The 13,084-nt window shown below is 38.4% G+C and carries 10 protein-coding genes; 4 read left to right on the forward strand and 6 right to left on the reverse strand.

What is annotated here, in order from left to right:
* Window positions 1–862: amino acid kinase family protein (locus ACO1O5_RS06510; RefSeq protein WP_486269028.1), on the forward strand; the 862-nt coding region annotated here is incomplete at its 5' end.
* Here ACO1O5_RS06510 and ACO1O5_RS06515 read toward each other — a convergent pair.
* Together ACO1O5_RS06515 and hppD are read right to left on the reverse strand one after the other, a co-directional pair.
* Complete coding sequence (locus ACO1O5_RS06515) at window positions 859–1,626, reverse strand: L,D-transpeptidase family protein (protein ID WP_486269029.1); 768 nt, start codon at window positions 1,624–1,626, stop codon at window positions 859–861. The genes ACO1O5_RS06510 and ACO1O5_RS06515 overlap by 4 nt on opposite strands.
* A gap of 167 nt (window positions 1,627–1,793) precedes the next feature.
* Window positions 1,794–2,927: a 4-hydroxyphenylpyruvate dioxygenase gene (hppD, locus tag ACO1O5_RS06520; protein ID WP_486269030.1), complete on the reverse strand. Its 1,134-nt coding sequence runs from the start codon at window positions 2,925–2,927 to the stop codon at window positions 1,794–1,796.
* Between the two features lie 128 nt (window positions 2,928–3,055).
* Between hppD and ACO1O5_RS06525 the strand changes: the two genes are divergently transcribed.
* Window positions 3,056–4,174, forward strand: a complete 1,119-nt coding sequence (locus ACO1O5_RS06525) for a 5-(carboxyamino)imidazole ribonucleotide synthase (protein ID WP_486269031.1) — start codon at window positions 3,056–3,058, stop codon at window positions 4,172–4,174.
* A 79-nt stretch (window positions 4,175–4,253) separates the two neighbouring features.
* Here ACO1O5_RS06525 and ACO1O5_RS06530 read toward each other — a convergent pair whose 3' ends face one another.
* The 3 genes from ACO1O5_RS06530 to ACO1O5_RS06540 form a co-directional block, all read right to left on the reverse strand.
* Window positions 4,254–5,549 carry a TolC family protein gene (locus ACO1O5_RS06530; protein ID WP_486269032.1) on the reverse strand — a complete coding sequence of 432 codons (1,296 nt, stop codon included), beginning with the start codon at window positions 5,547–5,549 and terminating at the stop codon, window positions 4,254–4,256.
* On the reverse strand, window positions 5,549–8,650 hold the full coding sequence (locus ACO1O5_RS06535) for an efflux RND transporter permease subunit (RefSeq protein WP_486269033.1): 3,102 nt from the start codon (window positions 8,648–8,650) through the stop codon (window positions 5,549–5,551). Before ACO1O5_RS06535 ends, ACO1O5_RS06530 begins: the two co-directional genes overlap by 1 nt.
* Before the next feature lie 104 nt (window positions 8,651–8,754).
* Window positions 8,755–9,831: an efflux RND transporter periplasmic adaptor subunit gene (locus tag ACO1O5_RS06540; RefSeq protein WP_486269034.1), complete on the reverse strand. Its 1,077-nt coding sequence runs from the start codon at window positions 9,829–9,831 to the stop codon at window positions 8,755–8,757.
* 203 nt (window positions 9,832–10,034) lie between these two features.
* Here ACO1O5_RS06540 and purE point away from each other — a divergent pair, with 203 nt between their 5' ends.
* Complete coding sequence (purE, locus tag ACO1O5_RS06545) at window positions 10,035–10,532, forward strand: 5-(carboxyamino)imidazole ribonucleotide mutase (RefSeq protein ID WP_486269035.1); 498 nt, start codon at window positions 10,035–10,037, stop codon at window positions 10,530–10,532.
* A gap of 86 nt (window positions 10,533–10,618) precedes the next feature.
* On the opposite strand, the gene bshC is transcribed toward purE, so the two are convergent.
* Window positions 10,619–12,250, reverse strand: a complete 1,632-nt coding sequence (gene bshC, locus ACO1O5_RS06550; protein WP_486269036.1) for a bacillithiol biosynthesis cysteine-adding enzyme BshC — start codon at window positions 12,248–12,250, stop codon at window positions 10,619–10,621.
* A 197-nt stretch (window positions 12,251–12,447) separates the two neighbouring features.
* Here bshC and ACO1O5_RS06555 point away from each other — a divergent pair.
* Window positions 12,448–13,084, forward strand: a 637-nt coding sequence (locus ACO1O5_RS06555) for a hypothetical protein (protein ID WP_486269037.1), incomplete at its 3' end; no start/stop codon positions are given.

Consider the following 13,084-nt stretch of genomic DNA (forward strand, 5'->3'; position numbering starts at 1 on the left):
AAAGGTGTCCAACAAATGGATCGATGTCAGGGATTTGCTTCGCACAGATGATACTTTCAGGGATGCGATTATTGACTGGGAGGTTTCTGAAAAAAATATCAAAGAAAAAATTCTTCCACTATTTGAAGAAACTAATTTAATAATAACGCAGGGCTTTATTGGTTGCACCGATGAAAACGAAAGCACCACTTTAGGGCGTGAAGGAAGTGACTACACTGCCGCAGTCTTTGCCAATATTTTAAACGCAAAAGATGTTACCATCTGGAAAGATGTGGAAGGGGTAATGAATGCCGATCCAAAAGATTTTCCCGATGCAGTAAACATACCGGAACTTAGTTACAAGGAAGTAATTGAAATGGCGTATTACGGAGCGCAGGTTATTCACCCAAAAACCATTAAACCTTTGCAGAATAAAAATATTCCTTTACACGTAAAGAGTTTTCTTAATACGCAACTAACCGGCACCGTTATAACTTCAAAAAATCCACACGACCTTCCGCCAATTATTGTGTATAAGCGCAACCAGGTAATGGTTACATTTGAATCGAAAGATTTCTCTTTTGTAGAAGGAGAGCCGGCAAATGCATTGTACGAAATTCTGGAAGCCACAAAAATTAAACCCACCCTCACACAAAATGCTGCGATAAGTTTATATTTATGTATGGATGATATTGCAGAAAAGATTGACAAAATCGCCATAAATGCCTCGCCAATATTTGACGTACAACTGGAGAAGAACCTGACATTGCTTACCATCAGGCATTATACCGGCCAATTTTTAGGCAAACTAACTGAAAACAAAAAAGTTGTTTTGGAACAAAAAACGTCGGATACTGTGCAGGTTTTGATGAGAGAAAGTTAATCTATAACATAATCTCCTTTGCGGTCTATCAGTACAATTGGAACCTGATGGGTTTCTTCAAATTTATCATAAGCATCTTTTAACTCCATGGCAAACTTCTGAAGCGACGGATTATTTTTTGCAGTCTGTTTAAAATATTCAAGCGATCTTTTTGAACTGTACCTAAACGGGAATACATGAACCGGGATAAAATCTTCGCCACTTGATTTTGCATAACCTGCAATAAGAAAAATCTCTTCAATATCTTCATCAGTAACCGGGATACAACCGACAGAAACACAGCTGCCATGAATATAGATCGCATTCCCGGGGTGAAGTGAATCACTTAAAATTTTATCGGAAGCATTTGGATAATTCAATCCTAATGCGAGATGATAATTGCTGTGCGCATTAAATTCGTTTATGTAATAAAAACCCTCCGGAACCTGGTAGTCGCCCTGTAATCTTTTGGGACCCATAGTACCGCTTTGCATGCAAACTTTATATGTTTTGAAAAGTTTATATTTTTCTCTAAAAGTATTTTTTACCCAAACTTCCAATTGCGCATCATATTTAAAACTGCGGATATAAACATATTTAGCCGGCCACTGCAATCCTTTTGCTTCAAATTCCTTTTGTAAAGTATCTTCCTTCCTTTCCAAAATACCAGCCAGCCTGAATGAAGTTTTTTTCTCAGCAACAAAGGAGTTTTGTCCAGTAGCAGTAACTGACGTGAGGATTATTACTATCAATACAAAAAAAGTGGCGGGAATTTTATTCATCATTATTTCTATAGGAGATTATAGTTATAACGTAAAAATAAATTTTTTATTGAAAAAACAATGTGTAGAAAATTTCTTAACTAATAATTCTAATTCAACAATATTCTCAATAACTAAAGGTGCCACGAATCTCCGGCTGATAAACGTAGGCGCCCGCGGACGCAGAAAGGCTACAAATTTCCCCGCTCTGCCTGCTCCCTTTCAATTGCTTCAAAAAGTGCTTTGAAATTTCCTTTACCAAAACTTTGCGCTCCTTTGCGTTGAATAATCTCAAAAAACAGCGTGGGCCTGTCTTCCACCGGCTTACTAAAAATCTGCAATAAATAACCTTCATCGTCCCGATCTATGAGAATTCCTAACTCGCTCAATGGCTCTAAGTCTTCATCAATATGGCCAACCCTGTCCAAAACAGTTGCGTAGTAACTGGTGGGGATCTTCAAAAATTCCACTCCCCTCTCCCGCAATTTTGTAACAGTGTCAATTATATTGTTCGTAGCGATGGCAATATGCTGACAGCCTTCTCCATTATAAAATTCCAGGTATTCTTCTACCTGGCTTTTCTTCTTTCCTTCGGCCGGTTCATTAATCGGGAACTTCACGTAGCCATTACCGTTACTCATCACCTTACTCATCAACGCAGAATATTCGGTAGAGATATCTTTATCGTCAAAGCTTAAAATATTTTTGAAGCCCATTACATCTTCATAATACTTCACCCATTTATTCATCTGGTTCCAGCCCACATTTCCTACACAATGGTCTACGTATAAAAGCCCCGTCTCTGAAGGATTGTAGATGCTCTCCCATTTTCGGTAACCGGGCATGAAAACACCTTTATAATTTTTCCTCTCAATAAAAAGATGCACCGTTTCCCCGTAAGTATGAATCCCACTGATAATCATTTCTCCATTTTCATCTTTCATATTTATAGGCTCCATATAACTCTTACCACCACGTTTGGTAGTTTCTTTCCATGCACTGGTTGCATCGTCGACCTTTAAGGCAAGGACTTTAACACCGTCTCCATGTTTGCTTATATGGCTTGCTATTTCATTGTCTTTCATCAACGGTGTTGTGAGTACAAATGTGAGCTTGTTCTGCTTGATAACGTAACTTGCCCTGTCTTTTAACCCTGTCTCCGGGCCTGCATAAGCGAGTGACTGAAACCCAAATGCTGTTTTATAATAATGGGCCGCCTGCTTGGCATTACCTACATAAAATTCCACATAATCTGTTCCCATGAGAGGCAAAAAATCTTCATGGGGTTTTTCTTTTTTTGATGAAGCCATCGCAGATGTTTGCATCTTATATTTTTTATGCAAATATAAAAAATTAAAGAGCAGCGGGTGGTAGTTGAACATGTCTTGTTTTGCAGATAACAAACATTTGATATTTAATAAACCGGAACATTTATCTTGCAGAAAATTTTCAAATGAAGATTGGCATATTAGGTGGAGGCCAGCTCGGAAGAATGTTACTACAGGCAGCGGCAAATTACCCGGTTGAAACTTATGTGATGGAAAATGATGCAGAATGCCCCGCTGCGCATCTTTGCCACCATTTCACAAAAGGAGATATTACCAATTACGATGACGTTTATAATTTCGGGAAACAGCTTGATGCAGTTACCATTGAAATTGAATCGGTAAATGCGGAAGCCCTTCAAAAATTAGAAGAAGAAGGAATTGCAGTTTATCCGAAACCTTCGGCGTTAGCAACGATTAAGAATAAAATTTTACAAAAGCAATTTTATGAATCTATCAATGTTCCATCATCATCGTTTATAATTACCCAATATAAAAATGAATTAAAACATCACATTAGTTTTTTACCTGCGGTTCATAAAATCGGCATGGGAGGTTATGATGGTCGCGGCGTGGTAGTTATAAAAAATGAAAAGGAAATCGAGAACGGTTTTGATGTACCCGCCGTATTGGAAAAATTGGTAGATATCAAAAAAGAAATTGCGTTGATTGTTGCTGTAAGCCAAACAGGGGAAACAGCAATATATCCCTCGGTAGAGATGATTTTTAACAAGGATTTTAATTTATTACAATACCAGCTAAGCCCTGCATCCGTAATCGAGAAAGCCTTATGGAAGGCAGAAGCAATTGCATTAACGGTGGTGAAGAATTTTAAAAGCGCCGGTATTTTTGCTGTCGAAATGTTTATCGACCTGAATGATAATGTATGGGTTAACGAAACCGCACCAAGAGTTCATAACAGCGGCCATCATACTATTGAAGGAAATTATTGCTCCCAGTTTGATATGCTATGGAGAATAATGCTTGGATATCCATTGGGAAATACTAAAGCCATATTGCCGTCAGCAATGATAAATCTTATTGGCGCTGCAGATTTTTCAGGAAATGTTCGTTACGAAGGATTGGAAGAAGTTTTAAAGATTGACAATGCCTTTGTGCATATATATGGTAAAAAACAAACACGCCCCGGCCGAAAAATGGGCCACGTAACTGTTATAAGCAACAGTGTGCAGGATCTCACTTACAAAGCAAATATTATTAGCAGGAAGCTGCAATCAAAAACATAAAACCCATCCCAACACAGAAGTTTTTTAGAAGACTGAATTACCGACAGTTTTATTAAACCTTCCTGGTTTTTTGAAGGTCTTAAAATGGTATCTGGTTAATTAACCTCTTCAATTCAATCTCAGAAGATTTGGCCGCAAAACTTAAATTAGTATAGGCATATTCTGCCTGCTGATAGCTCTGCTGTGCCTGCGTTAATTCTACTATAGTTGCTGCGTGTAGCCGGAACCGGTATAAAGCCAGGTCAATTAATTTTTGAGCCAGCTCAACATTTACTTTTTGAGAATCCAATTGTTGTATAGAAGAGCTATATGCCTGGTAAGTTTGTACCGCCTGCGCCGAATAATTTCTTATAACGATATCTTTTTGCAACGTCGCATTTTCCACATTTATTTCGGCCACCTTTTGCTGGCGTTTATAAATTGATCCATTATAAATGGGAATACCCAAAGTGAGACCAACATAAGGGCCGACACTTCTGTTCAACATTACATTTCCTGCTGCCGTTTGCGACCTGTTGAAATTATAGCCGCCGGCAGCCCGAAGAGAAGGGTAACGCTGAGCCGCTGTTTCCTTTACAATAAACTGGTTAATTTTCACCTGTTCATCAGCCGCTATTACATCAGCATTATGGTTTATGTTATCCAGTATGTTTCCAAGTACTAAATTCTTATCAACTAAAATAGTGTCGCTGATATTTATAAGAGAATCGGGTTTTAAATTCAGCAACAATAATAACCCGGTTTTAGCCTGGTCAATTACAAGCAATTGCGCCTGACGTTGCTGAATTAAATTATTAAGATTTATCTGCGATTGAAAAAGATCGGCATCATTAGCATAACCGACACTCTGTTGCGTCTTTACAATGTTCAATTGCTGCTGCGCAACGTCAATTGATTTATCAAGCGTTTTTATATATGCCTGCTGGCGTACAATATCAAAATAACTTGTCATTACCGAAGCCATTGTATTTTGGACTTCGGAATTCAGGTATTGTTCACTCTGCAATTGCAATTGTTCCAAACGGCTTTTTGCTGCAACTACACGGGAACCATTGTATAGTAATATTCCGGCTGTTAAGCCCGAATTTAACGTGTTGCCCACTGCACCATTTCTTTTAATTACTGTGCCGGTATTTAGTTCCTGGTGTACATTAGTTGATTGCTCGTTATCTGTAGCCGTAGCCGTAATAACAGGAAGCCCGCCCGCTACACCAATATTATTATTCACCTGGCTTATTTCCACATTGTTTTTCAATAATTGCAGATCGAGACTTTTCTTTAATGCAATGTTTATAGCATCCTGCAACGAAAGTGATTGTGAAAAACAATTGTTGTGTAACGAAATAATAAATAGTATGAAAAGAATCTTTTTCATTAATTTTTTTTATCAACCTTACCAGAATAGTCAGCGGTAAATTCTTTATTTTTTTCTTCGTCGGTTTTATGTTTGCTTGAAATGTAAGTATACACAGCAGGAATTACAAACAATGTAAATATCAAAGCAAACAAAATACCACAAACAACCACAATGCCCAGTGGTACCCGACTTGCAGAGGAAGCGCCGAGGCCAAGTGCAATAGGCAATGCGCCCAGCGATGTTGCGAGACTCGTCATTAATATAGGTCGTAAGCGCTGGCCCGACGCCTCTAGCACTGCTTCTTTTTTGTTCATACCCAGTGCTCTCTTTTGATTGGCAAATTCCACAATTAAAATTCCGTTTTTGGTAACCAGGCCGATGAGCATAATCATCCCGATTTCACTAAAAATATTTAGCGTTTGTCCGTATACCCAAAGACTTAAAAGTGCTCCTGCTAATGCCAAAGGAACAGTAAGCATGATGATAAAAGGATCTAAAAAACTTTCGAATTGTGCCGACAACACCAGGTAAATTAATATAAGTGCTAAAACAAAAGCAAACATTATGTTAGACGAGCTTTCCGCGTAGTCTCTTGAAGGACCAGTTAAGGCGGTTTGATAACTTTCATCTAACAGCCTGTTAGATATAAATTGCATTGCTTTAATTCCATCGCCTATGGTATACCCTTCCGCTAAAGATGCCGAAATAGTTGCCGCTTTATACCTGTTGAAGTGATACAAGGTTGCAGGATTCGAGCTTTCTTTCATATGGATAACAGAAGATAAGGGAATATTCTTCCCAATGTTATTGCGAACATATAACCGTGAAATATCCATGGGTTGATTACGATCGTTTCTTTCCACCTGGGCTATAACCGAATACTGGAAACCATTTTGAATATAATACGCCAGCCGACCACCACTGAAAGCCGCCTGTATGGCTGATACCACATCTTGCGTAGATAAACCAAGATCTTTAATTTTCATCCGGTCAACAGTTAATTGCAATTCAGGCGTATTGAATTTAAGATCAACATCCACGTTCGAAAACGTTTTATCCTTTTTTACTTCGTCCAAAAATTTCGGGATAATATTTCTCAGTTTATTAAGGTCCTGGTTCTGAATAATAAACTGCACCGGCAACGAGCCATGATGGCCACCCACCGAAATGGTTTGATCCTCGATCGTAAATATCCGCGCCTCATTAAAGCGCTGTAGTTTTTGTTGGAGGTCATTTGCAATCTGATCCTGCGTCCGTTGCCTTTCACTTGGCGGAACAAGCCCGATTCTTGGTTGAGCAGTATTGTTGCCATCTCCTGCCGGAGTTCTTGCAAAAACAAAATCACGTTCAGGAACCGAATCGTATAGGTAGTTAGCAATTTGATCGGTGATGTTGCTCATGGCATTAAAGCTGGTTCCATCCGGCGCCGTAACTACCAGTCGAACGCTACTACGGTCCTCCATTGGAGCAAGTTCACTCTTTAATGTCCCGAATAATAAGTAAATCATTATAACGCACACTCCTGTTATTACCCATGCCATCCAGCGAATACCCATAAACCATTGCAGTAACCGGCGATAACCATCTTCCATTCCTGCGAAGAAAGGTTCAGTCTTATTATAAAACCATCCATGACCTGCCTTCTTCCGGTGAAGATATACATTGAGTACAGGCGTTATCGTTAGTGATACCAGCGCAGACACTAACACGGCGGCTGCGAGGGTAACCCCAAATTCCCTGAAGAGCCTTCCTATAAACCCTTCGAGGAAGATAACCGGCAGAAATACGATGGCCAATGTGATTGATGTAGATATTACCGCAAAAAATATTTCCTTACTTCCTTCCAATGCGGCACGTTTTATCGGCAAGCCCCCTTCCAGTTTCCTGAATATATTTTCAGTAACCACTATGCCATCATCTACCACCAAACCCGTTGCCAACACAATTGCAAGCAGCGTTAATATATTTATCGTGAACCCGGCGAGGTACATGATGAAGAAGGTGGATATTAATGAAATGGGAATATCGATCAGCGGACGTAAGGCTATCAACCAATCGCGGAAAAACAGGAAAATAACAATTACAACCAGCACGAAAGAAATGCCGATGGTTTCTTCCACCTCCGCAAGAGACTGGCGAATGTAGGTCGTGTTATCAATAAGCACTTTTAATTGTATATCCGATTTTGAATCTTTTTCTATCTGGTGAATACGTTTATAAAACTCGTCGGCAATTTGTATGTTATTGGCGCCGGGCTGGGGTACAATTGCCAGTCCAACGGCATTCACTCCATTATACTTCCAGCTCTGTTCAAGATTTTCCGGGCCCAACTCTATGCGGGCCACATCACCGAGCCTTACAATGCCGGAACTATCTTCTTTAATAATCAGATCCCTGAATTGTTTTTCCGTGCTAAGTCTTCCTAAAACCCGAATAGTGAGATCCGTATTATTACCATAAATTTTACCCGGCGGTAATTCTACATTTTCACTATTAAGGGAACGACTTACATCATTATACGCCACACCATAAGCATTCATCTTATCAGGATCGAGCCAGATGCGCATGGCATAACGTTTTTGCCCAAAAATATAAATGGCGCTTACCTGGTTAATCGTTTGTAATTGCTGCTGCAATACGTTTTCGGCGTAATCACTTAGCTCAAGTAAGTTCTTAGTCCGGCTTTGAACAGCCAGTATTAATATCCAGTCACTATTAGCGTCCGACTTCGAAATTACAGGTGGCGCATCTATATCCTGTGGAAGACTCCTGGCTGCCTGCCCAACTTTATCTCTTACATCACTTGCTGCAGCTTCTAAATCCACGCCCAGGTTAAATTCAATGGTAATGTTACTGCTGCCCAAAGAGCTTGTAGACGTGATAGTTCTAATGCCGGGAATGCCATTAATTTGTTTTTCTATTGGTTCTGTTACCTGGTTCTCGATGATATCCGCATTGGCACCGGTATAAGAAGTCCTTACAGAAATGATGGGAGGATCGATGGCGGGATAATCCCTTACGGCCAAAAAGGTTAGACCGATAATGCCAAATAAAATAATTGCCAGGTTCATTACCGTGGCAAAGACAGGCCTCCTCAAGGAAAATTCGGAAATATTCATATTTTCTTCACAACAATTTGAACTTCAAAAAAGAAGTCGCAGACTCTATATTTACGTGACCATTCATTTGAGATTATTAAAATACCTGTTGAAATATCCAAAAATTATTGATCCTTGTCCATCTCGACAAGTGATTTTACATTTCTAACCTTTACCGGGGCATTCGGCTTTGCAAACAAGACACCCGTTACTACAACGGTATCACCCGCATTTACACCGCTGGTAATTTCTACGTTGTTGGCAGAACGAACACCGGTTTTTATGTTTACAAATTTTGATTTCCCATCTTTAATTACCACCAATTGGTTATTGAGATCATTCGGTATAATTGCGTTGGTTGGCACCATCACAGCCATTTTACCAGCATCATGAGAACCTATATATACTTTTACGAAAGCACCGGGATTAGATTTATTTCCTGATAAAATTGCTCTCACCAATAAGTTCCTTGTTTGATCATTTACCTTTGGTTCAACGGCAATGATGGTAGCACTCTGCATTATTTCTTTGGCGGCATCAACTTCCACATCCACCTTAGACCCGACTTTTATTAGATTTCCATACTCTTCAGGAATGGTGAAGTCTACTTTCAACGTTCCTAACTGTTGCAAAGTAACCAGCACAGTCGTTGGCGATACATAAGCACCGGGACTTACTTGTCTTAAACCCAGTGTGCCATCAAACGGTGCCCGGATAACAGTTTTATCAATTAGCGTTTGGGTATAATCCATGTCCGCTTTCGTACTGTTAACGGCGTTGAGCGCAATGTCATAATCGCTTTGATTAATACCATTCACTGATAATAATTTTCGCAACCGCTCTTCTGTTGTCTTTTGAAGTTCAAGTTGCATTTTACTTTTTTGATATTGAGCCTCCAGGTCAGCACTGTTTACCCGTGCCAATACCGTTCCTTTTGTAACATATTTTCCTTCGGGTATATTAAGATAAGTTAATCTGCCACTAACCTCGGGATGAAGGTCGACACTTTCATTTGCGATTACGGTTCCGTTAGCTTCAATATTATTATTTATTTTTTGAGGAGTTGCAACGATTACATCAACAATTACGGGACCATCGTCTCCCCGTTTTGCTTTGACAGCTTTTTGTTTACAGGAAAATATAGAAATAGCTAAAAAAGATAACAAGAAGAAAAAGGGAAACCTGGAACTATTCAAGGACATGCACAGCTTTTTGAAAATTAAAATCAAATATAGAATTATTCATAACCGGAAATAAATCTACTAACCTGTTTACAGGAAATAATTTCATTTGACGCCAAAAAAATATTAATACTGTGCTCAACCATAAAAAAAATTCCGGGTAAAATAAAATGCCAAAATGGTTTAACAGAAAAAGGCGTTTCTTTGTTTTAAATACTTATTAAATGAACCCGGTTGTTGGAATAATTATGGGCAGCGATAGCGACCTGAAAGTGATGGAAGCCTCTGCCGAAATATTAAAGAATTTTGATGTTGCCTATGAAATAACAATCGTATCTGCACACAGAACGCCCATGCGGATGGTTGACTATGCTACGTCTGCGCATGGCCGTGGTTTAAAAGTAATTATTGCCGGCGCCGGAGGCGCCGCACATTTGCCGGGCATGGTTGCTTCGCTTACTGTATTACCTGTAATTGGTGTTCCCATAAAATCTTCTAATTCCATCGATGGATGGGATTCTATTCTTTCTATTTTACAAATGCCTAATGGCGTTCCTGTTGCTACCGTTGCATTAAATGCGGCGAAGAATGCAGGCATTTTAGCTGCAGAAATATTAGCTACTTCAGATGCCTTGCTTACACAAAAACTTCTTGATTATAAAAAGGAGATGAAGGAAGAAGTGGAAAAGAAGGCGGCCTCCCTGCCCTCCAGGGGAGGGTAAAGACAACCAACCTCTTATCTTTCAAACAAACGAAAAGGTATATTTATTTTTTGTACGTAAAAATCTTATGGACATAGTAAGCTGTTTTATTCCCCTCCCCTGGAGGGGTTAGGGGAGACTTCCTCAATCACACAAAATTCCTGTTCCAGTGTTAACGAATTATCGTATAGCATTTTAAAAAACTCTTTACCCCATTTGGCATACAAAAGCATAAAATTTTCTGAACGTTCCTGTAATCCATCATCGGGAAATAATGAAGTAATAATTTTTGAGAGTTGATTTTTTGTATCGGCAAATTTTCTTTTCTCCGCACGAAGCATTTTCTTTTCCATCTGGTCTAGTCTTTTATTGGTTTTTGTTTCCAATGCATCAGCGTGCTGCTCCAGCGTAACGTCAATTTTTTTTACCAACTCTTTAATCGAATAATATGCCTGTTGAATCTGAAACTTTTCTTCATCTAACTTTAACCGGTGTTTGGTTTGCCTGTTTACGATTTCATTAATTAATACTTCTTCTCCTTTAAATAAATCAGTTACGGATAAATTTAATTTTTCAATTAGCTCATGATATTTTTTTTCAACAATCAAAAAAGAATTTCTCACAATTAATAAAGGAAAAGGAACCTTATAATATTGAAATAAATCTTTCAATTCGAGCCAGTAAGCAATTTCACCACCGCCACCTATAAACGCAATATTGGGTAATACCACTTCCTGGAAAAGCCCTCTTAGAATTACATTCGGACTAAAGCGTTCCGGGTGATTTTTTAATTCATCTTTTAATTCATCTTTTGTAAAAACAAGTTCGGTATCATTAACCGCAAACTTGTCTTTCGTTTGCACAATCCTGTTGCGAATATTATCTTTTAAATAAAACAGGTTGATCTCTCTCGGATGCGCCTGCACTTTATATTTTACCGATATTTTTTCTGAAGTGATGTGCAGAATTTTCGAAGAGGTATTTTCAAAAATGTCTTCTTCAAATACAGCCAACATCTCTCTTTTTAATGTAGCGTTATCCGGCAAAAAAACAATAAGGCCATAACTTTTAAATAAATGATGAACCAATAAAAAAGTAGCTTGTTCAATCGTTGTATTTTTTTGAAAACATCGTTTCAGTAAATCGATTATTTCCTTACCATATTTTTCAACCGAAATTCTCCCTTCAATATCTGCTATTAACTTTAATAAATTATCATCCACTTTCATTCTGCCAACGGCTCCGGTTTGTTTCGTGTGCCACACATATTTTTTACCATCAATAACAATATGATTTAATTCTTCCAAATCCGCATCCTCACTTCCCATAAAATAAACCGGAACAAAATGATATTTCGGTAATTGCTTTTTTAAGTCATCAGCAAGTTTTATAGTATGCAGAATTTTATAAATGAAATATAAATGGCCGGTAAAAATATTGGGTTGATGAGCAGTGCAGATGGTAAAGGTATTTTCATCAGCTAAGGCTTTAATATTGTTTGTTACCAAATCAACGCCATCAATATTTTTATATTGAAGCTGCAATTGCTCAACCAATAATTGCCTGTTACCGCGAAACTTTTTTCTTTCTTGAATGGACACTTTAATTCCATCGATGTTTACTTCATGCCGGTAAAAATCTTTTACATCATTTGCCGCGGCAACATAATCTAAAATGATTTTTGTAAACTTTCCTGTTTCTGAATAAGGTATGTATTGCGATTGAAATGCCTGGCTCATCTATACTTTTTAATTGCTTATAAGTTGCACTTATTTTTTAACGAGCAAAGATATATGGAAAAAATTGGCAGTGAATGCTATCTCCCCTTTTATAATGAACGGCTTGTAATATTTGGTGTTTTTCGTAAAGCGGGCTTATTTGGCTGCCTTTGCACAATAGATTATTTTAGAGGAGCATAAAGAAAAATGTGCACGTCATGCCTGTCTACACCCAAACTTCAAATGGTCCCCGAGAAATGACGAATAAAGAAGTAATATCATGGCTACTTGATGGTGACGTATCTATTCAATACCAAGCTTACAGGGATTTATTAGATTCCGATAAACCAAATCTCAGAAAGAAAATTGAATCACAAGGCTGGGGACTACAATTTCTATCATGCCGGCATTCAAATGGACACTGGGGAAAGGGCTTTTATCAGCCAAAGTGGACATCGAGCCATTATACGTTGTTGGATTTGAAAAATCTAAATATTTCTCCAAGCAACAAAACAATAAAAGAAACTCTGAACATCATTTTTAAAACCGAAAAAGGCGAAGATGGAGGAATACTTCCCATTGGTCGTAGTCAAAAAAGCGATGTTTGTGTGAACGGAATGGTTTTGAATTATACTTCATATTTCCAGGTGAAAGAAGAGTGGTTAAAGTCCGTTGTCGATTTTTTACTGTCTCAAAAAATGAATGATGGCGGCTTTAATTGCCAGTCTAACAAAAAGGGTGCAACACATAGTTCGTTACATTCCACTCTCTCAGTTCTTGAAGGTATTCATGAATATAAATGCGGCGGCTATAGTTACAGGTTAGATGAACTAAGAAACGCGGAAATATCATCCC

It is taken from the genome of Ginsengibacter sp. (assembly GCF_057362405.1).